This window comes from Methylosinus sp. C49, from assembly GCF_009936375.1.
GTDB lineage: Bacteria > Pseudomonadota > Alphaproteobacteria > Rhizobiales > Beijerinckiaceae > Methylosinus.
The window spans coordinates 3,137,348-3,157,339 of sequence record NZ_AP022332.1; the positions used below are offsets into that span (position 1 = coordinate 3,137,348).

Sequence of the window (19,992 nt, forward strand, 5' to 3'; positions counted from 1 at the left end):
AAAGATGCGCGTCAATCGTCCTGAACGGCGGCGGCGAGCGCGCGCAATTCCCCGACGAGATGCGCCAATCTCTCGGCGCCGAATTTTGCTTCCGCCTTGGTCTGCGCAGCGCGCCACAGCGGCAGCGCTACGGCCAGAGTGGCGCGGCCCTGCTTGGTCAGCGTCACCTCGCGCGTGCGGCGATCCTCGCCCGCCTTCACGCGCAAGAGCCCGCGCTTTTCCATCACCGCCAGATTGCGCGCGAGAGCGCTGCGATCCAGAACGAAGACCTCCGCCAGCTTGCTGACCGTCCAACCTTCCGCCAGCGAGCAGGCGACGAGCAATGAATATTGCGTCGGCTCGAGATCGAGCCCGGAAAGACTCGCCGCATAGAGCTTGCCGACCGCGCGCGCCGCACGTCGCACATTGGCGACGGCGCAGCTCGCCGCGCAGGCTCTCACTTCGGCCGGATCAGGCTCGCTCATGAAATAGATGTATATGCCCCTTTTCGGTGAACGTCAACCGCAGGCATCCGCCTCACCGACGAGCGAAGGCTCAGAACGGCAAAGGCGCGCGGTCCGGCTCGACCCAGGCCCGCCGGGCGGCGACGCTGAACAGAGTCTCGCGATTCCAATAGGACAAGAGCCAGTCTGGATGACCGAGCGGCGAGGCCATGAGCGATAGAAGCGCCGCATGAAGCGGCGCATCGGGGGAGAGAGAGCGCAAATGTTCGGCGGCGGCCCGCATCGACGCGAGCGTGATGGTGTGGTGATAGCCGCTCGTATCGGTGTTGGCCGTGCTCGTCGCCTCATTGTACCGCGTTATGATTTCGCGGATTTCCTGGGGCGTCGCGAGGTCGGGCCGGTTCCGCAAAAGCCATAGCGCCGTCGCGAAATGCGCCGCATGTGTCCATTCCGCCTTCGGCAGGCTTCGATCGATCACTTTCGAAGCGAGCCGCTCGATCGCATCCTCATCGGATAAAGCCATCGCCTCTGGTCCTCTATGAGGAGCCGCCCATCCATTGTCGCGCGCGTCGCGACGAAATCACGTCACCACCGTCAGCTTGCGCGCGGCGCGCGTCACGCCCGTGTAGAGCCATCGCGCGCGATGCTCGCGAAAGGCGAAGGATTCGTCGAAGAGCGCGACATCGTCCCATTGCGAGCCTTGCGATTTATGCACGGTGAGGCAATAGCCGAAATCGAACTCGTCCGTATCCTTGCGCTGCGCGTAAGGAATCTCGGCGTCGCCGCCTTCGAAGAATTGCGGCAGCACGCCGACGCGCTGGAATTTGCCCGCCGTCTCCTCCGGCTCGACGAGCAGGCGCACCTTGCCGCGCCGCAGAGCGCCGGCGCTCTTCACCTTGAACAGCGCGCCATTGAGCAGGCCCTTCTTGCGATTATTGCGCAGGCAGACCAGCTTCTCGCCCGATTGCGGCAGCGAGCCCGTGAAGCCGCGCAATTGCCGCAGGCGATTATTATAGGCGCGGCGCGTGCGATTGAGGCCGACGAGCACCTGATCGGCATTGGTGATCAGCGCAGGATCGAGCGCGTCGCGCCGCACAACCTGCGTCTCGCCATAGACGCCGTAATCGAGCCGCCCGCCCTCGCGAATGATCATGGAGAGGCGCACGATCGGATTGTCCGCCGCCTGGCGATGCACTTCCGTCAGCATCACATCCGGCTCGGCCTCGGTGAAATAGCCGCCGCCCTTCACCGGCGGCAATTGCGCCGGATCGCCCAGCACCAGCACTTTCTTGCCGAAGGAGAGAAGATCGCGGCCGAGTTCCTCATCGACCATGGAGCATTCGTCGATGATGATGAGCTTGGCTTTCGCCGCGTCGCTGTCCTCGTTCAGCTCGAAAGCGGGCTCCTCCGTCTCCGTATCGGTCGCGCGATAAATGAGGCTGTGAATGGTGCGGGCGTCCTTGCAGCCCTTGGAGCGCATCACCAGCGCCGCCTTGCCGGTAAAAGCGCCGAAGGCGACATCGCCATCGACGCTCTCGGCGATATATTGCGCCAGCGTCGATTTTCCCGTGCCGGCATAGCCGAACAGACGAAACAGCTGCGCCTTTCCGTCCTTCAGCCATGCGGCGACGGCCGAGAGCGCGCGCTCTTGTTCGTTGGTCCAGACGGGCATGGGAAATTTTTCGACTCGATCGATTGTATCGCGGCCCAGGATGACGGAAGCGGCGGAGTGCGGCAAGTGTCAAAACAATTCCCCGCGCCGAATGGACGCCCGCACCGCCCTTGACAAGCTGGTCCCGGGAAAATCCAATAGCTCAGGTTCAACAAGAATAGATCGATAACGGCCATGCGAAGTCTGTGGTGCGGAATAGCTATGCTTTTTGCGACTCCTCTACACGCCGACCCTGTCGATTTCGACGCGTTCTTCAACGAAGCAGCGAGTTGCCGTCAATCACAAGCTTTCACGACTCTCCATAAAAATATCGGAGATCGCTACGGCAATGACGCAGACTCCAAGAATACGAAAGTAAACCAGTCAGTTAGCGTAAAAATTCCTTCCGAAATAAGAGCCGGAATTGGCAAAGCGCGATCCGTCAACAAGGGAGAATATACGCAGGTCGTGGTGCCGCTGGACGGATTTTGGCGAGGCCTCAAGTTGCAAGAGCTGGAGTTCGCAGTAGGAAATGAAAACGGCGTACAGCAATGGCGGATTCGATTCTCGGAACCGCGTTCCGCGGTGCTCCGCGTTTTCGGAACCGAAGTTTCGGCGGCGGACCGCGCTCTAAAGGCGAACCCAGAAAGCGCTCCCTTCGGTCATTCCGCCAGAATTCCGAAGGGATCCAGCGGCGAAATCGTTTGCGACTTTTCGACCTGATCCATAACGGAGACGAACGAGAGATGAGAGATCGCCTATCTGGGCGTTCCCTTCACCAGCCTCGCTATTTGTTCAGCTTCCCCTTCACCACCTTCGTCCCCGCCTTGCCCGCCATCGACCGCGGCGCGGGACGCGACAGCGGGCGCGCTTCGCCGCCGCCGAAATTATGCGGACCCATATCGGCGTCGGTCGGCTTACGCGCGCGCGTGCCGGAGATCGCGGGCGCCTCCCCTCCCCGCCCGCGCGGGCGCATCAGCGGATTGGCCTCGGCGAGAAGCTCGGCGCGTTGCAGGCGGGAAATCTCGTCGCGCAGCCTCGCCGCCTCCTCGAAGGCGAGATCGGCGGCGGCCGCCTTCATGCGCTTCTCGAGATCGGCGAGCGTCGCCTGCATATTGTGGCCCGGCGCCAGCTCGGAGAGGCCGGCGTCCACGGTCACATGATCCTGCTCGGCGAGCGAGCCGAGAATATCGGCGATGTCGCGCTTGATGCTCGCCGGCGTGATGCCGTGCTCGGCATTATAGGCCTGCTGCTTGGCGCGGCGGCGATCGGTCTCGTCCATGGCGCGCTGCATGGAGCCGGTGATGTGATCCGCATAGAGGATCACGCGTCCATCGACATTGCGCGCGGCGCGGCCGATGGTCTGCACCAGCGAGGTCTCGGAGCGCAGAAAGCCTTCCTTATCGGCGTCGAGAATGCCAACGAAGCCGCATTCGGGAATATCCAATCCCTCGCGCAGAAGATTGATGCCGACCAGCACGTCGAAGGCGCCGAGTCTGAGATCGCGAATGATCTCGATGCGCTCGATCGTGTCTATGTCCGAATGCATGTAGCGCACGCGCACGCCATTCTCGTGCAGATATTCGGTCAAGTCCTCCGCCATGCGCTTGGTGAGCACAGTGACGAGCGAGCGATAGCCGGCGTCGCTCACCGCCTTCACTTCCCCTAAGAGATCGTCGACCTGCGAGCGCGCGGGACGTATCTCCACCGGCGGATCGATGAGGCCGGTCGGGCGAATGACCTGCTCGACAAAGACGCCGCCGGTGCGCTCCATTTCCCAATCGCCCGGCGTCGCCGAGACGGCGACCGATTGCGGGCGCATCGCGTCCCATTCCTCGAAACGCAAAGGACGATTGTCCATGCAGGACGGCAGGCGGAAGCCATATTCGGCGAGCGTCGCCTTGCGGCGAAAGTCGCCCTTGTACATGGCGCCGATCTGCGGAATGCTCACATGGCTCTCGTCGGCGAAGACGATGGCGTTATCGGGCAGATATTCGAACAGTGTCGGCGGCGGCTCGCCGGGCTTGCGGCCGGTGAGATAGCGCGAGTAATTCTCGATGCCGGCGCAGGAGCCGGTCGCCTCCATCATCTCGAGATCGAAGCGTGTGCGCTGCTCCAATCGCTGCGCCTCGACGAGACGCCCGGCATTGTTCAGCTCGCCGAGCCGTCCGCGCAATTCGTCCTTGATCGCCTTGATCGACTGCAGCAGCGTCGGGCGCGGCGTCACATAATGCGAATTGGCGTAGACCTTCACGAACTCCAGGTCTTGCGTCTTCTTGCCGGTGAGCGGATCGAACTCGCAGATCGACTCCACCTCATCGCCGAAGAAGGATATGCGCCAACCGCGGTCCTCATAGTGCGCCGGGAAAATATCGACCGTATCACCGCGCACGCGAAACGTGCCGCGCGTGAAATCGGAGCCGATGCGGCGATATTGCAGAGCCACGAGATCGGTGACGAGCTGGCGCTGCTCCAATTTCTCGCCCAGGCTGACGCCGAATGTCATCGCCGTATAGGTTTCGACCGAGCCTATGCCATAGATGCAGGAGACCGAAGCGACGATGATGACGTCGTCGCGCTCCAGAAGCGAGCGCGTGGCCGCGTGGCGCATGCGGTCGATCTGCTCGTTCACCGAGGATTCTTTCTCGATGTAGGTGTCGGTGCGCGGCACATAGGCCTCGGGCTGATAATAATCATAATAGGACACGAAATATTCGACGGCGTTATTGGGGAAGAAGCTCTTGAACTCGCCATAGAGCTGGGCGGCGAGCGTCTTGTTCGGCGCCAGCACCAGCGCCGGCCGCTGCGTGCGCGCGATCACCTGCGCCATCGTGTAGGTCTTGCCGGAGCCGGTGACGCCGAGCAGCACTTGATCGCGCTCATTCGCCTCTATGCCGGCGACCAGCTCCTCGATCGCCTGCGGCTGGTCTCCGCGCGGCTGATAATCGGAGACGAGATCGAATTTGACGCCGCCTTCGCTCTTTTGCGGCCGCTCTGGCCGATGCGGCGTCCAAGGCTTCTTCTCGCGCAGATTGGGATCGCCCAGCTTCAACAGCTGCTCGAGACTCTCCATCGTCGCCGACACGCCGCCCGCCCCGCCGAGATCGAGCCGCTCAACGAGCTCGCCATCGACCGCGCCGGCGTCATAGGCCGCCTGCGGCGCCTCCTCGAAGCCGGCCTGTCGTTCGGCGAGACCGGGGTTGAGCAGCGCCTGCAGATGCGGCGCGATCGGCGACACCTCGGGCTTGGCGGCCTTGGCGCGCGTCGGCTTGGCGGGGTTTTTGGGCTTTTTGGGAGGAGAGGCCATGGCCGCGAATATGGCCCCGGAATCGCGCTTTTGGAAGTGAAAAGCGATCCGCCTCCTCGGTCACGCCGGCTCCTCGGCCTCCACCCATTCTTGTGCTCCCGCGCGCGGCGCGCCCTCCTCATCCGCCTGCCGCTGGCGGCGCCACATGGCGGCATAGGCGCCGTTCTTCTCCAGCAACTGCAGATGTGCGCCGCGCTCCACGATGCGGCCGCCATCAAGGAACAGGATTTCATCCGCATCGACCACGGTGGAGAGACGATGCGCGATCACCAGCGTCGTGCGTCCGCGCGAGACGCGCGCCAGCGCCTCTTGAATCTCAAGCTCGGTGAAGCTGTCGAGCGCCGAGGTCGCCTCGTCGAGAATGAGCAGCGGCGGGCCTTTCAAAATCGTGCGCGCTATGGCGACGCGCTGCTTCTCGCCGCCCGAGAGCTTCAGCCCGCGCTCGCCGACCTGCGCCTCATAGCCGTCGGGAAGCGAGCGGATGAAGCTGTCGATCTGCGCGAGACGCGCCGCTTCGCGCACCTCCTCCATGCTCGCATCCCAACGGCCATAGCGTATGTTGTAGGCGATGCTGTCGTTGAACAGCACCGTATCCTGCGGCACCATGCCGATCGCCTCGCGCAGCGAGCGCTGCGTCACCGCGGAAATATCCTGCCCGTCGATGGCGATGCGGCCCGCCTGCGGCTCGTAGAAGCGGAACATCAGCCGCGAGATCGTCGATTTTCCGGCGCCCGAGGGGCCAACGATGGCGATGGTCGCGCCGGGCTCGGCAGTGAAGCTCACGCCCTGCAATATCGGCCGCTTGCTGTCATAGGCGAAGACCACATCGTCGAAGACGATGCGCCCTTCCCGCACCTCGAGGTCCTGCGCGCCGGGACGATCGGCGATCTCCGGCTGCTGCGACAGAATGGCGAACATTTTCTCGATATCGACGATCGCCTGGCGCGTCTCTCGATAGAGAGTGCCCATGAAATTGAGCGGCTGATAGAGCTGGATCATCATGGCGTTCACCAGCACGAAATCGCCGACGCTGTTGCGCCCGCTGCGCACGCCATGCACGCACAGGACCATCATGACGCCGAGGCCGATCGTGTAGATCACCGCCTGCCCGGCGTTCAGCAGCGCGAGCGAGATGTAGGAGCGAATGCTGGCGTTCTCATAGATCGCCATGGATTTGTCATAGCGCTCCGCCTCGCGCCGCTCCGCGACGAAATATTTCACCGTCTCATAGTTGAGAAGGCTGTCGATCGCCTTCACATTGGCGTCGACGTCGCTCTCGTTCATCGAGCGGCGAATGGCGATGCGCCAATTGGTGGCGATGAGCGTGTAGAGAAGAAAAGCCGCGATCGTCAGCATGGCGACGAGGGCGTAATCCCAATCGAATTGCACGCTGAGCACGCCGACGACGAGCGCGAACTCGACAATCGTCGGGACCGCCGTCGACATGACCAGCCGCGTGAGCGTCTCTATGCCGTCGCGGCCGCGCTCCAGCACGCGCGTCAAGCCGCCGGTCTTGCGGCCGATGTGAAAGCGCAGCGACAATTGATGCATATGCACGAAGACGTGATTGGCGAGACGCCGCACGGCGTGCATGGCGACGGCCGCGAAAAGCGCGTCGCGCGCCTGCGTCAATAGCGCGTAGAGCGCGCGCAGCACGCCGTAGAGAATGGTGAAGCCGACGGCGCCGCCGAGCAGCGTCGGAACGGCGGCGTCCGAAGCGAGGCCGTCCGCCGCCCATTTGAAGGCGAAAGGAACGGCCATATTCACCAATTTTCCGACGAGCAGCAGAGCGAGCGCGATGAGAACGCGTCGCTCCAGGTCGCGCCGGCCCTTGGGCCATATATAGGGCCAGAGCTTGCGAATGGTCGCGATCACGGATTCCCGGCCGAGCGGCTTTTCTATCTCTTCGACGACCCCATGTACCGAGACTTGCGCCGAAGCCTGTTCTTCTTCTGCACCGACCTGTCGCATCACCCTGTTCCAGTCCTTCCAACGGAGGCGCCGCTATGACATCTGGATTTCATATAAGTGGTTTGAAGTGCGAACGCACGAGCGCTCCGCTCACGTCGCCGGCGCCCGCCGGCCTTGACGCAGCCGCTGGAGCCGGTCATCAAACGAAAATGAGCGATCTGAAAAAAATTCAAAGCGTCTGCGTCTATTGCGGCTCCTCCACCGGCGACGATCCCGTCTACGCCCATGCCGCCGAAGCGCTGGGCGCGGCGCTGGCGCGCGAAGGCATGGAGCTCGTCTTCGGCGGCGGCTCCTGCGGCCTGATGGGCGCCGTCGCGAGGGCCACGCTGGCGCAGGGCGGCAAGGTCACTGGAATTATTCCGAGCTTTCTCGACGAGCGCGAGATCGCGCTCTCCTCCGTCACCGAGCTGGAGGTCGTGCCGGACATGCATACGCGCAAGCGGCTCATGTTCGAGAAGTCCGACGCTTTCGTGGCGCTGCCCGGCGGCATAGGCACGCTCGAGGAGCTGACCGAGCAATTGACCTGGATTCAGCTCGGCCGCCACAGCAAGCCGCTGGTCATCGCCGACATAGGCGGCTTCTGGAAGCCGCTGCTGTCGCTCTTCGCGCATATGCACAACGCCGGCTTCATCCGCCCGGGCTATGAGGTTCGCTATATGGTCGCCGAGCGCATAGAGGATGTGATCCCCATGCTGCGCGCGACGCGCGTTCCCAAGAACGAAGGCGACGAGACAGCGATAGAAAAGCACTTTTGATCGTGCGCGCCCCCTTCTCCCTCAAAGTGGGATAAGGAAGACGGCTAGACCGCGCCAGACCGCACCAGCTTATAGACGATCGCGTCGACCAACGCCTCGAAAGACGCATCGACGACATTGGGCGAGACGCCGACGGTGGACCATATCTCCCCCTTGGCGTCCGCGCATTCGACCAGCACGCGCGTCACCGCATCGGTGCCGCCCTGGAACACGCGCACGCGATAATCGACGAGCTTCACATCCTCGATGAAGGATTGATATTTGCCGAGATCCTTGCGCAGCGCCACATCGAGCGCATTGATCGGGCCATTGCCTTCGGCGGCGGAAATGGTCGAGCGCCCGTCGATGCGCAGCTTGACGATCGCCTCCGCGCCCGCCTCCTCCGCGCCGAGATTGACGCCGAAGCGGCGATCCACGGCGACGCTGTAGCGCTCAATGTCGAAATAATGCGGAACATCGCCGAGCACGCGCTTGGCGAGCAGATAGAAAGAGGCGTCGGCGCCTTCATAGGCGTAGCCTTGCGCCTCCTTCTCCTTCACCTCGTCGAGCAGGCGCGTCAGGCGCGCATCGTCTTTCGCGAGCGAAATTCCCAATCGCTCCAGCTCGGCGATGATATTGGATTTTCCTGCCTGATCCGACACCAGCACGCGGCGCTGATTGCCGACGCTCTCCGGCGGCACATGCTCATACGTGCGCGGATCGGTGAGCACGGCGGAAGCGTGAATGCCGGCCTTGGTGGCGAAGGCGCTGGCGCCGACGTAAGGCGCGTGACGATTGGGCGCGCGATTGAGCAATTCGTCGAGCGCATGGCTGGTGCGCGTCAAATGCGTCAGGCTCTCGCGCGTCACGCCGATCTCGAAGCGATCGGAGAATTCGCTCTTGAGCAGAAGATTGCCGATGATCGTCGTCAGATTGGCGTTGCCGCAGCGCTCGCCGAGCCCATTGAGCGCGCCTTGAATCTGCCGCGCGCCGCCGCGCACCGCAGCCAGCGAGACGGCGACCGCCTGCCCCGTATCATCATGCGCGTGAATGCCGAGCTTGTCGCCCGGAATGACGCGCGCAACCTCCGCCACTATGCGCTCTGCCTCATTGGGCTGCGAGCCGCCATTGGTGTCGCAGAGCACGATCCATCTCGCGCCGGCCTCATGCGCGGCATTGGCGCAGGCCAGCGCATAATCGGGATTTTCCTTATAGCCGTCGAAGAAATGCTCGCAATCGACGAGCACTTCCTTGCCGCGCGCGACGGCGGCGGCGACGGATTGGCGAATGCCGTCGAGATTGTCCTCGAGCGTCGAGCGCAGCGCGACGCGCACCTGATAATCCCAGGCCTTGGCGACGAAGGTCACGCAATCGCAATCGGCGTCCAGCAGAGCGGCGACGCCGGGATCGTTGGAGGCCGAGCGGCCCTGCCGGCGCGTCATGCCGAAGGCGGCGAAATGCGCCTTCAAGGGCGGGCGCTTCGCGAAAAACTCGGTGTCCAGCGGATTGGCGCCGGGATAGCCGCCCTCGATGTAATCGAGGCCGAGCTCGTCGAGCATTGCGGCGATCTGGCGCTTGTCGGCGAGCGAAAAATCGACGCCGGTCGTCTGCGCGCCATCGCGCAGCGTCGTGTCGAAGAGCGTCAGCCTCTCCCGTGTCATTGCGTTGCAGCCTTGCTCTCGAGTGTCTTTTTCATCGTGGTGTTGCCGAGCCATTCGCCGCGCAGCTCGCGCATGTTGCGCTGATGGGCGACATAGCCGCGCGCGGCGAAGAAATCGCGCGCCGCGTCGGAAGCGTCGACGCTGATCTCGCGCGTTCCCCGCGCAGCGGCGAGCTTTTCCATGGCGTCGGCGAGCGCCGAGCCGACGCCGCGTCGCGCCGCGCGCGGATGCACATAGAGCATGTCGAAGAGCTTATTGTCGCGCAGCGAGGCGAAGCCGGCGATCTCGCCATCGAGCGAGGCGACGATGGTGAGCGCGCCCGCGAGCTTCTTTGCGAAAGCCTCTTCGTCATCGGCGGCGGCGGCCCAGGCGGCGAGTTGATCCTCGCCGTAATCTTCGGCGGCGAGCGTCTCTATGCTCGCGCGAAACAATTGCGCGAGGCGCGGCGCATCGGTCGGCAGATAGGGGCGAAGCCCGGGAGCGGAAACGGAGCGCGCCATGGCTAGATCAGCTCGAAAGCCACGAGCACATGCCATGCGGCGACGGCTGCGAGCGCGAGGATGATGAGCTTGAACACGAGATAGGACGCCCAATGCCCCGGAAAGGGCAGAAATCTGCGCCAGTCGTTCTTAAGCATGGGCGTCTCCTCCAGAAGGCGAAATCTCGGTGCGAGATTCCTTCTCCCACTCGTGGGAGAAGGTGGCCCTCGCGTCAGCGAGGGTCGGATGAGGGTCCATGACGATATCCAACGATTCCAGCCGCCGCAGCGAGCCCTCATCCGACCCGGCTTCGCCGGGCCACCTTCTCCCACAAAGCGGGAGAAGGAGTCGCGCGGCGAGGTGGTTGGATAATGTTCGAGCGCAGTGAAGCTTCATCGCTTCACCTCCCATGTCGTCGTGCCGTCCTTATTGTCCTTGAGCGCGACGCCCATCGCCGCGAGCTCATCGCGTATGCGGTCGGACTCGGCCCAGTTTTTTGCGGCGCGAGCGGCGTTGCGAGCCTCGATAGCGCTATCGATGAATAGCTTCTCGTCTGGGCCGAGCGTCGACTTAACAAAGTGTTCCGTCAGCTCGACGCCACAGAGCGCCAAACATCCGGCGAGTGATTCTCGCGCTTCTAGCTTCTCGATATCGCTCGCTGCAGTCCGTGCTATCTTTTCCAGCCTGCGAACTTCAGTCTTGGCGCTTGCTGTGTTGAGATCATCGGCGAGAGCAGCCGCAAATGCCTGCGACGGCACGCCTAGACGCGAGATCGTTCCTTCTAGCAGTCCTGCCAGTCCACCGAGTTCATCCTCTGATTCCTCCAAGCGCTCGACAGTCCAATCGATCGGCTGCCGATACTGGGTCGACAGCATCGCCCAACGAATCGTCGAGCCCGGCCATTTCCGCCCGCCAAAATTCTCCGTGTGCAGCAACTCGTTGATGGTCACGAAATTCCCCAGGCTCTTGGACATTTTCTCGCCCTCGACCTGCAGGAATCCATTGTGCATCCAGTAATTCGCCATCGCCTCATGGCCAAAGGCGCAGCGTGTCTGGGCGATCTCGTTCTCGTGATGCGGGAAGACGAGATCGATGCCGCCGCCGTGAATGTCGAACACCTCGCCCAAATGTTTCCACGACATGGCCGAGCATTCGAGATGCCAGCCGGGCCGACCGCGGCCCCAGGGCGAGTCCCAGCCGGGCTCGCTCTCCTTGGACGGCTTCCACAGCACGAAATCCATGTCGCCGCGCTTATAGGGCGCGACATCGATGCGCGCGCCGGCGATCATCTCGTCGAGCGGCCGACGCGACAGCCGTCCATACTCCGCCATGGACGGCACATCGAACAGCACATGGCCGTCCGCCGCATAGGCGTGGCCGGCGGCGATCATCTTCTCGATGAGCGCGATCATCTCGGCGATATGCTCGGTCGCGCGCGGCTGCACGCTGGGCTCGAGGCAGCCGAGCGCCTTCACATCCTCCTGGAAGATTTTATTGGTGCCCTCGGTCAGCTCGCGGATTGTGATTCCACGCTCGGCGGCGCGCGCGTTGATCTTGTCGTCGACGTCGGTGATATTGCGGACGTAAGTGACATGATCGGCGCCATAGAGATGGCGCAGCAAGCGAAACAGCACGTCGAAGACGATGATCGGCCGGGCGTTGCCGATATGGGCGTAGTCATAGACGGTGGGGCCGCAGACATACATGCGCACATTCGCCGGATCGAGAGGACGGAACTCCTCCTTGGCGCGCGTCAGCGTATTGTAGAGCTTCAGAACGGGAGCGTCGGACGACATGAATTTCCCCTCGGCCTGCCGGCCCGGGGCGTCATTGCGTGTCATGAAGAGAGACGTGACGGCTCCGGCCAGCGATTGGGCTAGCTGATAATGATCCGACAAAGGATGCAGGAGTGGAGCGTGCTCGTCATAGCGCTAACATGCGCGCTCCGGGGCCGTCCGTCAAGTCGCAGACTCGGCGCTTCGGTCCCTGCCTGCCCCCCTCGCCAGAACCCGCCACGGCCGCGAGCGCGGGCTTGCCAAATATATCGTTGCACGATATGAATTAGATCGTAGAACGATGCAATTGCCGGTGCACCCCGCGTCGGCGATCGCGCCCGTTCGCATCCTGACGGCTCATCGCCGGCGGCGCCCGTTATTCCCTCTCGAGGCGACCGATCCGCGGAGAAAAGCAGGATGTGGCGCGCGCCGCCTTCGACCGCCCCGCAGGTCGAAGGCGGCGCGCCTGAAACGACCGAAGAAGGCCCGGACGCCCTCGCGATCGGCGCGAGCGACGTATCGAGAGGCCCGCAATTGGAGGAAACGACAATGAAAATCCGCTTCGTCTTCACCCTCGCCCTCATTGCCGCCGCGGCCGGCGCCGGCTTCGCCCAAGCGACGCCGCATCGAGTCGGCGACCTCGGCTTCTCGCCGCGGCCGATCGAAAAAGTGAGCTGCGACAATCGCGGCGACGACAAGCAGGCGCGCTGCATGGAGAGCTGCGACGAAGCCTGGATCAAGGCGACCCAGGCCTATAATGGCAATATCGACAAAGCCAAGGTGGACAAGAAATCCTGCGAGACCAATTGCGGCTGCTGAGCCGCGGAGCCCTCTCCTCTTCGGGGGAAGGCTTTCCTTGATCCTCTCGCCGGAATAAGCCACAACAGCCCACGCCGCGGCCTCACCCCGCGGCGTGGGCTTTTTTCTCGGAACAGGGTCAAATGGCGGAAATCTTGCGCGTCGGCGTCGCGGGCTTGGGCACAGTGGGCGCTTCGGTCGTGCGGCTGCTGCAGAGGCAGGCGCAGGCGCTGGCGGCGCGCACCGGGCGCGAGATCGTCGTCACGGCGGTTTCCGCCCGCGACAAGGGCAAGGACCGCGGCGTCGACCTCGCCGGCGCGACCTTCTATGACGATCCGGTCGCCCTCGCCGCCTCCGACGGCATAGATCTTTTCGTCGAGCTGATCGGCGGGTCCGAAGGACCGGCGCGCGTCAGCGTCGAGACGGCCCTCTCCAAAGGCAAATCTGTCGTCACCGCCAATAAGGCGCTGCTCTCCGCCCATGGCTCGGCGCTGGCCGAGCTGGCCGAGAGCCGCCATGTCGCGCTCGCCTTCGAGGCGTCGGTGGCCGGCGGCATACCGATCGTCAAGACGCTGCGCGAGGGCCTCGCCGGCAATTCGATCGAGCGCGTCTATGGCATTCTCAACGGCACCTGCAATTACATTCTCTCGCGCATGGAGGCGGAGCGCCTCTCCTTCGAGGAGTGCCTGAAGGAGGCGCAGCGCTTGGGCTATGCCGAGGCGGACCCGACCTTCGACATCGGCGGTTTCGACACGGCGCATAAGCTGTCGATTCTCGCCTCGCTCGCCTTCGGCGCGAAGATCGCGCCCGAGGCGGTGGAGATAGAGGGCATTGAGCGTGTGACCCTCGCCGACATAGACGCGGCCGGCGAACTCGGCTTCCGCATCAAGCTGCTCGGCGTCGCCCAGCGCACGGCGCAAGGCATAGAGCAGCGCGTGCACCCCACGATGGTGCGCAAGACCACCGCCATCGCCCAGGTGATGGGCGTCACCAACGCCGTGACCATAGACGCAGACGCCGTGCATGAGCTGACTTTGGTCGGCCCCGGCGCCGGCGGCGACGCCACCGCCTCCGCCGTCGTCGCCGATATCGCCGACATCGCCAAAGGCGTGCGCTCCGCGCCCTTCGGCCTGCCGAGCGCCTCGCTGCGCAAGCTCGAGCGCGCGCCGGCGGCGCTGCATGAAGGCGGCTATTACATCCGCCTCGCCGTGCCGGACGTGCCGGGCGCCTTCGCCGCCATCGCCACCGCCATGGCGGAGCGCAAGATCTCGCTCGAAAGCATCATGCAGCATGGCGCGCGCGCGGCGCGGCGCAGCGGCGCGGCTCAGGTCGGCGCGCAAGTTGGAGTGATTCTCATCACCCATGCGACCACGGAACGTCTGGTGCGCGAGGCGCTCGACGCCATCTACGCCGACGGCGTCATCGCCGAGCCGGCGCAGGTCATCCGCATCGAGCGCGAATAGCGCATCGCCGGAGAAAAATGCATGGCGCGCCCCGCATCGGCCGCAGAAAAATCCCTCGATCGCAATCTGACCCTCGAGCTCGCCCGCGTCACCGAGCGGGCGGCCGTGGCGGCGGCGCGCTGGCGTGGACGCGGCGATGAGATGGCCGCCGACCAGGCCGCCGTCGACGCCATGCGCAGCGAATTGGGCCGGCTGGCGATTCGCGGCCGCATCGTCATCGGCGAGGGCGAGCGTGACTCTGCGCCCATGCTGTTCATCGGCGAGGAAGTGGGCGCCGGCGGCGGCCCGCGCGTCGATCTCGCCGTGGCGCCGCTCGAGGGCTCGACGCTCTGCGCCAAGGACATGCCGGGCGCGATCTCGATCGTCGCCATCGCCGCCGCGGGCTCGCTGCTCTATGCGCCCGATGTCTATATGGACAAGATCGCCATCGGCCCCGGCTATCCGCCGGGCGTCGTCGATCTCGACAATGAGCCGGACGCCAATATCGCCGCCCTCGCCGCAGCCAAGGGCGTCGCGGCGCAGGACGTCACCATCTGCATATTGGACCGGCCCCGCCATGCCGAGCTGATCGCGCGTTGCCGCGCGGCGGGCGCGCGGGTGCGGCTCATCAGCGACGGCGATGTAGCGGGCATCATCTTCACCGCCCAGCCGGCGGAGACCGGCGTCGACATGTATCTCGGCGCCGGCGGCGCGCCGGAGGGCGTGCTGGCGGCCGGCGTACTGCGCTGCGTCGGCGGCCAGATGCAGGGCCGCCTCGTGCTCGACAGCCCCGCCAAGACGGCGCGCGCGGCGGAAATGGGCGTGCGCGATCCGCGCAAGAAATATGAGCTGGAGGAGCTGGCCTCCGGCGATGTGGTGGTCTGCGCGACCGGCGTCACCGACGGGCCGCTGCTGTTCGGCGTGGTCTTCGGCAAGGATGCGATCGAGACGGAGACGCTAATCTATCGCTCCTCCACCGGCACAGTGCGCCGCATCAGCGCCCAGCATCGCGTGAGCGGGAAATTCGAATTGGATTGAACGATCTTGTCCACGAAATTGGTTTTGCTCCCCGTCTTCGCTCTCGTCGCACTCGCTCTGGGGCTGCTCGTCGCTCTCGCTCGGTCGCGCATTCGCGCGCTGCGGGGCAAAGTGGTGAAGCCGGCCGATATTGCGCTCAATCGGGGCTGGCCGGACCAGATCGCCCAGCTCGCCAATTCCTACGCCAGCCAGTTCGAGCTGCCCGTGCTGTTCTATGCGCTCGTCGCGCTGACGCTGGTCACGGAAAAGGCGGACCTTTTATTCGTCGCGCTGGAATGGGCCTTTGTCGCGACGCGTTACGCGCACGCCGCGATTCACGTCACCAGCAATCATGTGCAGCGACGGTTTTTCGCCTTCGCTGCGGGCTTCGCGCTACTCGCCCTGATGTGGGCGATCTTCGCCGCGCGGATCGTCTTTTCCTGACGATCCGCGGCCGCGAGCTCGAGGCCCAGACCACGGGAGCATCCAGCGCTTTTCCTGCCGAAGCGGATGCCGGCTCGGCGTCGGAAGCACGTCGTTCAGAAGAATCTTTCCGCGTTTCGATGAAACATGGAACGATTCTTCTCCTAGCCCCGACCGGCGGGAAAGGCGTTGCGCAGGCTCCGCTGGAGGGTGCGAACAGACACGCCCAATTCCTCCGCCACCTCCTGCACCTGGGTCTTCTCCTGCCGTATGGCTTCGAAAGCGTCGGCGATCTGGTCGGGACTGAGCGATTTCGGCCGCCCGAGCGTGCAGCCGCGCGCCCGAGCGGCTGAGAGCCCCGCCCGCGTTCTTTCGCTGATGAGGGAACGCTCGAACTCGGCCAGCGCCGCCATCATATGGAACATCAGCCGTCCGCCCGATGAGGTCGTGTTGATATTCTCGGTCAGAGACTGAAAATTGATCCCTCTCTTTCCGAGCTTATCCATCAACGCGACGAGACCGGGCAAAGACCGGCCGAGCCGATCCAGGCGCCACACGACCAAAGTGTCGCCAGACTTCAAATTCTGCATCGCCTTCTCCAGACCCTCGCGACTGAAATCAAGTCCAGAGCGCCCGTGATCCGTAAAAATTTCATCACATCCTACCTTTTCTAAGGCTTTGAGCTGCAGATCGAGTTTTTGCTCGTCTGTTGATACTCGCGCATAGCCGACGATCATTATTTGTTCTCGTGTCTCGATGCCAAAACGGCGCTGTCACGTCGTAAAGAAACGGTTTTTGTCTACCAAACTATCTCAATACGAGACAGAAAGGCTTGACAAAATCGGTCCTTTCTTGCCTGCGCCTTGAAATATGCGCTCGGTTAAAATAATCCTGTAATTACAATGCTAACATGCGCACGATGTCACAGGATTTTTACGCGCTAGTTATGGTCACAAAGGACCGTTTATGCCGCGAAATCAGGAATTCGACGCTGCAGCCCTGCGCCGATGCGGGGACCAAAAGAGGTCTTCTTTCCCTTCGAGCTTCGGTGGCGACAGACTCGCAGTCCCGGACGAGCGCGCGGCCAACCGCGACCTCGACGCCAGAGATATCCGCGTGTCGGACACTGTCGCCGGAATGATGATCGCCGCAGTCTCCGGCGCGGTCGTCGGGTTTCTGACGGCCGGAGGAGTTGCTTGCGCCGCTCTGGTCTTCGTGTCGGCGATTGTCGGCGCCTATGCGGGCTGGCAGGCGCGAGGCGGCGAATGATGGCAAACCATTCCTCACGCGCCTCCGGCGTGGCGCCATTCGGAAGGCGTGGCCAGCGCCGCGACGACGAGCCGGGCAGCCGGCGCCGAGCCGGGGACGAGCCGAGCAGGTATCGACGCGTCAGACTGCGGACGCTCGGCGCGGAGCTGACGCTCGTCTATATCGCGGACTTTCAAGGCCTCGCTCCGCAATTTCTGGTGCGGTTCGACGAGGACGGGCCGTATCTTTCCGTCGGGGATCCAGTCGCGTTTTCGCTGGCGTCGAAGGAGGAGCCGACCGGTCGTGAGTCGCCCGGCCGTCCTCGCGTCCTCTCCGACGCCGATGCGGAGCGGAACCGAATCCTGCTCATAGCCGGAGACGAAGACGCAATCGATCGCGCCGCCGCTCAGCCTCGGCAAAATCATGGACAAATTCCGCTCGACACAGCGGATATAGCCGTGGACATGCTCATCGGCTATTCGATCGAGTCCGTCGAACGACGGCTCGTTCTGCGCACATTGCGCCGTTTCAACGGCGATTATCGACAGGCCGCCTTTGCTCTGGGGCTGTCGACGCGAGAATTGTCGGCGAAGCTTCTGGCGCTGCTCTACGCGGACGCATCCGCGACCGGGGAATAACGCTATGGAAAGATCTTCGCCGCGCGGATCGCCTTTTCGTGACGATCCGCAGCGGCGAAGCGAAACTCAGTATTTGCGGCCGGTCTCGAGCTGGGTCTTGGCGTCGAGCGGCTTCTTCGGCGGCGGGGTCAGGTCGGGCTGCGACTGAGCCGCGCAGGCGGCCAGCGAGAGAGCGAGCAGAATAGCGGCGAACGGACGAAGAGAGCGCATCTTTTAGCTTCCGACGGTATGTGTGGAAAACGCCGTGGCTTTCGCGGCGCAACATGACTTCAGCTAGGCTATTGAGGCCAGATTGTGGCCGTGAGCGCTACCATGGCGATTTTCTGAGACTTTTTGCCTTTCCATGCGCTATCTCACCTCTCGAGCGCGCAGGCGCTGGCCTGCCGGCCCGCGAGGCCGTAAAGCAAAAGCGACATGACTCCCGCCGCACAAGTCTCCGCCGCCATTGAAATCCTCGCCGAGCTCGCCGAGCGCCGCCGTCCGGCCGCCGATGCGATCAAGGATTGGGGACTTTCGCACCGATTCGCCGGCTCCAAGGACCGCGCGTCCATATCGAGCCTCGTGTTCGACGCGCTACGCAAGCGCGCCTCGGCCGCATTCCTGATGGGCGACGACTCGCCTCGCGCCGTCGTCATCGGCGCGCTGCGCGAATCGCACGGGCTTTCCATCGAGGAGATCGCAGCGCTGTTCTCGGGCGAAGGCCACGCCCCCGCCCCGCTCACGGCAGAGGAGCGCGAGCGCCTCGCTACGGCGACGCTCGAAGGCGCGCCGGCGCATATTCTCGGCGACTATCCCGAATGGCTGGCCGAGCGCTTCGCCGCCGCCTTCGGCGCGGCCGCGGCCGAGGAGGGCCGCGCTCTCGCCGCGCGCGCGCCGGTCGATCTGCGCGCCAATATTTTGAAGGCCTCGCGTGAGGACGCGCTGCGCCGTCTCGCGCATCTTTCGCCGGAGCCGACGCCTTTATCGCCGCTCGGCCTGCGCATCGCGCCGCCGACCAAGGGGCGCGGCCCGGCGCTGACGGCCGAGCCGGCCTATGTCAAAGGCCTGGTCGAGCCGCAGGACGAAGGCTCGCAGATCGCCGCCCTGCTCTGCGCCGCCGAGCCCGGCGAGCAGGTTCTGGACCTTTGCGCCGGCGGCGGCGGCAAGACGCTGGCGCTGGCCGGGCAGATGCATAATCGCGGGCAGATCTACGCCTTCGACGACGACGGCCGCCGCCTCACCCCCATTTATCCGCGGCTCGAGCGCGCTGGCGCACGCAATGTGCAAGTCCGCGCCCCGCGCGGGAAGACGGATGTGCTCGCCGATCTCGAGGCGCGCTGCGGCCTCGTGCTGATCGACGCGCCCTGCACCGGAACCGGAACCTGGCGCCGCCACCCGGACGCCAAATGGCGCCTCGCCCCGGGCGCGCTGGAGCAGCGCATCGCCGAGCAGCAGGAGCTGCTGGACAAGGCCCCGCGCTTCGTGAAGGCGGGCGGGCGCGTCGCCTATGTGACCTGCTCGCTGCTGATCGACGAGAATGAGGCGCAGATCGCGCGCTTTCTCGACGGACATGCGGATTTTTCCGCCATTCCGGCCGAAGAGGCTGCGGCCAAGGCCGGGCTGCCGGAGCTGGCGCAATTCGCCTCGCCGCATGGGGCGGGATTTCGGCTGACGCCGCACACGGCGGGGACCGATGGGTTCTATGTGTGCGTGCTTAAGCGCGGGTGAATAGCGAAATTTGTCAAAGCTCGTTATTGCGCTATCTTTGGCTCAAGAGAGCTTTGTCCCCGAGCGAACCCATAGCGAGCGACCCCATGAATGTGAGCCTCACCCCCGAGCTCGAGCGGCTGGTGCATCAGAAGGTGCAGACCGGCCGCTACACCTCCGCGAGCGAAGTGGTGCGCGAAGCGCTTCGCCTGATGGAGGAGCGCGACCGGCTGGAGGCTTGGCGCAAGGACGAAATCCGCGCGCAGATCGCCGCCGGCGTCGCGTCGCTGCGGGCCGGGCGAGGCGTGGACGGCGAGGAGGCGTTCGATCGGCTGGAAGCGGAGATCGACGCCGAGGAGCAGCGTAGCGCCGAGTGAGCCGCTTTCGCCTTTCGCCGGAAGCCCAGAGCGACCTCGAGGCCATAAGGCGCTATCTGACCCGCAAAGGCGGTCCGACGCTCGCCCGGCATGTCCTGGGCGAAATCCGTCATGCGCTGCGATTCATCGCCGAAAATCCTGGGGCCGGGCATAAAAGAGAGGACCTCACCGACGAGAAGGTGAAGTTTTGGCCGGTCTTTTCCTATTTGATCGTCTATGAGCCGTCGATGCGTCCAATCGGAATCGTGCGCATCATTCACGGGGCGCAAGACGTCGAGACGATGTTTTCCGAGAAGCCGCCGCAAATGTGAGCGGTCCTCACAGACAGGGCCTTCGCCTTTC

The 19,992-nt window shown here is 64.1% G+C and carries 22 protein-coding genes; 11 read left to right on the top strand and 11 right to left on the bottom strand.

Going from position 1 to position 19,992, the window contains the following annotated elements:
- Positions 1-11: 11 nt before the first annotated feature.
- From GYH34_RS14850 to GYH34_RS14860, 3 genes are all read right to left on the bottom strand, one after another.
- Positions 12-464 (bottom strand): MarR family winged helix-turn-helix transcriptional regulator, encoded by a 453-nt coding sequence (locus GYH34_RS14850; protein ID WP_161914249.1) that lies wholly within the window; start codon positions 462-464, stop codon positions 12-14.
- A gap of 70 nt (positions 465-534) precedes the next feature.
- The gene (locus GYH34_RS14855; RefSeq protein ID WP_161914250.1) at positions 535-966 is read right to left on the bottom strand and encodes a hypothetical protein; all 432 of its coding nucleotides are present in this window, start codon (positions 964-966) and stop codon (positions 535-537) included.
- A gap of 57 nt (positions 967-1,023) precedes the next feature.
- The gene (locus GYH34_RS14860; RefSeq protein WP_161914251.1) at positions 1,024-2,115 is read right to left on the bottom strand and encodes an ATP-dependent RecD-like DNA helicase; all 1,092 of its coding nucleotides are present in this window, start codon (positions 2,113-2,115) and stop codon (positions 1,024-1,026) included.
- Positions 2,116-2,316: 201 nt separating this feature from the next.
- Between GYH34_RS14860 and GYH34_RS14865 the strand changes: the two genes are divergently transcribed.
- Entirely contained in the window at positions 2,317-2,817 is a 501-nt protein-coding gene (locus GYH34_RS14865; protein ID WP_161914252.1) for a hypothetical protein, read from the top strand.
- A 64-nt stretch (positions 2,818-2,881) separates the two neighbouring features.
- Here GYH34_RS14865 and uvrB read toward each other — a convergent pair whose 3' ends face one another.
- Together uvrB and GYH34_RS14875 are read right to left on the bottom strand one after the other, a co-directional pair.
- Entirely contained in the window at positions 2,882-5,401 is a 2,520-nt protein-coding gene (gene uvrB / locus GYH34_RS14870; RefSeq protein WP_161914253.1) for an excinuclease ABC subunit UvrB, read from the bottom strand.
- A gap of 60 nt (positions 5,402-5,461) precedes the next feature.
- Positions 5,462-7,372 (bottom strand): ABC transporter ATP-binding protein/permease, encoded by a 1,911-nt coding sequence (locus tag GYH34_RS14875; protein WP_161914254.1) that lies wholly within the window; start codon positions 7,370-7,372, stop codon positions 5,462-5,464.
- Between the two features lie 149 nt (positions 7,373-7,521).
- Between GYH34_RS14875 and GYH34_RS14880 the strand changes: the two genes are divergently transcribed.
- Positions 7,522-8,127 (top strand): TIGR00730 family Rossman fold protein, encoded by a 606-nt coding sequence (locus GYH34_RS14880; protein ID WP_161914255.1) that lies wholly within the window; start codon positions 7,522-7,524, stop codon positions 8,125-8,127.
- A 44-nt stretch (positions 8,128-8,171) separates the two neighbouring features.
- Here the strand turns inward: GYH34_RS14880 and cimA are convergent, their stop codons facing one another.
- From cimA to cysS, 4 genes are all read right to left on the bottom strand, one after another.
- Positions 8,172-9,767, bottom strand: coding sequence for a citramalate synthase (gene cimA / locus GYH34_RS14885; RefSeq protein WP_161914256.1), 1,596 nt, complete (start codon positions 9,765-9,767; stop codon positions 8,172-8,174).
- On the bottom strand, positions 9,764-10,267 hold the full coding sequence (locus GYH34_RS14890) for a GNAT family N-acetyltransferase (RefSeq protein WP_161914257.1): 504 nt from the start codon (positions 10,265-10,267) through the stop codon (positions 9,764-9,766). Before GYH34_RS14890 ends, cimA begins: the two co-directional genes overlap by 4 nt.
- A 2-nt stretch (positions 10,268-10,269) precedes the next feature.
- Entirely contained in the window at positions 10,270-10,404 is a 135-nt protein-coding gene (locus tag GYH34_RS22180) for a hypothetical protein (RefSeq protein WP_018266016.1), read from the bottom strand.
- 234 nt (positions 10,405-10,638) lie between these two features.
- The gene (gene cysS, locus GYH34_RS14895) at positions 10,639-12,042 is read right to left on the bottom strand and encodes a cysteine--tRNA ligase (RefSeq protein WP_161914258.1); all 1,404 of its coding nucleotides are present in this window, start codon (positions 12,040-12,042) and stop codon (positions 10,639-10,641) included.
- Between the two features lie 396 nt (positions 12,043-12,438).
- Here cysS and GYH34_RS14900 point away from each other — a divergent pair, with 396 nt between their 5' ends.
- The 4 genes from GYH34_RS14900 (at position 12,439) to GYH34_RS14915 (ending at position 15,722) form a co-directional block, all read left to right on the top strand.
- Positions 12,439-12,840, top strand: coding sequence for a hypothetical protein (locus GYH34_RS14900; RefSeq protein ID WP_244635141.1), 402 nt, complete (start codon positions 12,439-12,441; stop codon positions 12,838-12,840).
- Positions 12,841-12,962: 122 nt separating this feature from the next.
- Positions 12,963-14,282, top strand: a complete 1,320-nt coding sequence (locus GYH34_RS14905) for a homoserine dehydrogenase (protein ID WP_161914259.1) — start codon at positions 12,963-12,965, stop codon at positions 14,280-14,282.
- Between the two features lie 21 nt (positions 14,283-14,303).
- A complete protein-coding gene (glpX, locus tag GYH34_RS14910; protein ID WP_161914260.1) occupies positions 14,304-15,299 on the top strand; it encodes a class II fructose-bisphosphatase in 996 nt (331 codons plus the stop codon).
- Positions 15,300-15,305: 6 nt separating this feature from the next.
- A complete protein-coding gene (locus tag GYH34_RS14915; RefSeq protein WP_161914261.1) occupies positions 15,306-15,722 on the top strand; it encodes an MAPEG family protein in 417 nt (138 codons plus the stop codon).
- Positions 15,723-15,865: 143 nt separating this feature from the next.
- Here GYH34_RS14915 and GYH34_RS14920 read toward each other — a convergent pair whose 3' ends face one another.
- On the bottom strand, positions 15,866-16,438 hold the full coding sequence (locus tag GYH34_RS14920) for a recombinase family protein (RefSeq protein ID WP_161914262.1): 573 nt from the start codon (positions 16,436-16,438) through the stop codon (positions 15,866-15,868).
- Between the two features lie 379 nt (positions 16,439-16,817).
- Here GYH34_RS14920 and GYH34_RS14925 point away from each other — a divergent pair, with 379 nt between their 5' ends.
- Positions 16,818-16,970: a hypothetical protein gene (locus GYH34_RS14925; RefSeq protein ID WP_161914263.1), complete on the top strand. Its 153-nt coding sequence runs from the start codon at positions 16,818-16,820 to the stop codon at positions 16,968-16,970.
- Positions 16,967-17,587, top strand: coding sequence for a helix-turn-helix domain-containing protein (locus GYH34_RS14930; protein WP_161914264.1), 621 nt, complete (start codon positions 16,967-16,969; stop codon positions 17,585-17,587). Before GYH34_RS14925 ends, GYH34_RS14930 begins: the two co-directional genes overlap by 4 nt.
- A 66-nt stretch (positions 17,588-17,653) precedes the next feature.
- On the opposite strand, the gene GYH34_RS21755 is transcribed toward GYH34_RS14930, so the two are convergent.
- Positions 17,654-17,797 (bottom strand): hypothetical protein, encoded by a 144-nt coding sequence (locus GYH34_RS21755; RefSeq protein WP_018266023.1) that lies wholly within the window; start codon positions 17,795-17,797, stop codon positions 17,654-17,656.
- A 204-nt stretch (positions 17,798-18,001) separates the two neighbouring features.
- On the opposite strand from GYH34_RS21755, the gene GYH34_RS14935 reads away from it, so the two are divergent.
- The 3 genes from GYH34_RS14935 to GYH34_RS14945 all read left to right on the top strand — a co-directional run bounded on the left by GYH34_RS14935 (position 18,002) and on the right by GYH34_RS14945 (position 19,961).
- Positions 18,002-19,294, top strand: a complete 1,293-nt coding sequence (locus GYH34_RS14935; RefSeq protein ID WP_161914265.1) for an RsmB/NOP family class I SAM-dependent RNA methyltransferase — start codon at positions 18,002-18,004, stop codon at positions 19,292-19,294.
- Positions 19,295-19,380: 86 nt separating this feature from the next.
- Positions 19,381-19,650: a type II toxin-antitoxin system ParD family antitoxin gene (locus GYH34_RS14940; RefSeq protein WP_161914266.1), complete on the top strand. Its 270-nt coding sequence runs from the start codon at positions 19,381-19,383 to the stop codon at positions 19,648-19,650.
- On the top strand, positions 19,647-19,961 hold the full coding sequence (locus GYH34_RS14945) for a type II toxin-antitoxin system RelE/ParE family toxin (protein ID WP_161914267.1): 315 nt from the start codon (positions 19,647-19,649) through the stop codon (positions 19,959-19,961). Before GYH34_RS14940 ends, GYH34_RS14945 begins: the two co-directional genes overlap by 4 nt.
- Positions 19,962-19,992 lie beyond the last annotated feature (31 nt).

Coding starts and splice junctions, on each gene's coding strand:
- cysS (WP_161914258.1), bottom strand. CDS start 12,042: ATGTCGTCCGACGCTCCCGTTCTGAAGCTCTACAATACGCTGACGCGC.
- glpX (WP_161914260.1), top strand. CDS start 14,304: ATGGCGCGCCCCGCATCGGCCGCAGAAAAATCCCTCGATCGCAATCTG.
- GYH34_RS14855 (WP_161914250.1), bottom strand. CDS start 966: ATGGCTTTATCCGATGAGGATGCGATCGAGCGGCTCGCTTCGAAAGTG.
- GYH34_RS14860 (WP_161914251.1), bottom strand. CDS start 2,115: ATGCCCGTCTGGACCAACGAACAAGAGCGCGCGCTCTCGGCCGTCGCC.
- GYH34_RS22180 (WP_018266016.1), bottom strand. CDS start 10,404: ATGCTTAAGAACGACTGGCGCAGATTTCTGCCCTTTCCGGGGCATTGG.
- GYH34_RS14905 (WP_161914259.1), top strand. CDS start 12,963: ATGGCGGAAATCTTGCGCGTCGGCGTCGCGGGCTTGGGCACAGTGGGC.
- GYH34_RS14935 (WP_161914265.1), top strand. CDS start 18,002: ATGACTCCCGCCGCACAAGTCTCCGCCGCCATTGAAATCCTCGCCGAG.
- cimA (WP_161914256.1), bottom strand. CDS start 9,767: ATGACACGGGAGAGGCTGACGCTCTTCGACACGACGCTGCGCGATGGC.
- GYH34_RS14920 (WP_161914262.1), bottom strand. CDS start 16,438: ATGATCGTCGGCTATGCGCGAGTATCAACAGACGAGCAAAAACTCGAT.
- GYH34_RS14940 (WP_161914266.1), top strand. CDS start 19,381: ATGAATGTGAGCCTCACCCCCGAGCTCGAGCGGCTGGTGCATCAGAAG.
- GYH34_RS14900 (WP_244635141.1), top strand. CDS start 12,439: ATGTGGCGCGCGCCGCCTTCGACCGCCCCGCAGGTCGAAGGCGGCGCG.
- GYH34_RS14875 (WP_161914254.1), bottom strand. CDS start 7,372: ATGCGACAGGTCGGTGCAGAAGAAGAACAGGCTTCGGCGCAAGTCTCG.
- uvrB (WP_161914253.1), bottom strand. CDS start 5,401: ATGGCCTCTCCTCCCAAAAAGCCCAAAAACCCCGCCAAGCCGACGCGC.
- GYH34_RS14930 (WP_161914264.1), top strand. CDS start 16,967: ATGATGGCAAACCATTCCTCACGCGCCTCCGGCGTGGCGCCATTCGGA.
- GYH34_RS14890 (WP_161914257.1), bottom strand. CDS start 10,267: ATGGCGCGCTCCGTTTCCGCTCCCGGGCTTCGCCCCTATCTGCCGACC.
- GYH34_RS14865 (WP_161914252.1), top strand. CDS start 2,317: ATGCTTTTTGCGACTCCTCTACACGCCGACCCTGTCGATTTCGACGCG.
- GYH34_RS14850 (WP_161914249.1), bottom strand. CDS start 464: ATGAGCGAGCCTGATCCGGCCGAAGTGAGAGCCTGCGCGGCGAGCTGC.
- GYH34_RS21755 (WP_018266023.1), bottom strand. CDS start 17,797: ATGCGCTCTCTTCGTCCGTTCGCCGCTATTCTGCTCGCTCTCTCGCTG.
- GYH34_RS14880 (WP_161914255.1), top strand. CDS start 7,522: ATGAGCGATCTGAAAAAAATTCAAAGCGTCTGCGTCTATTGCGGCTCC.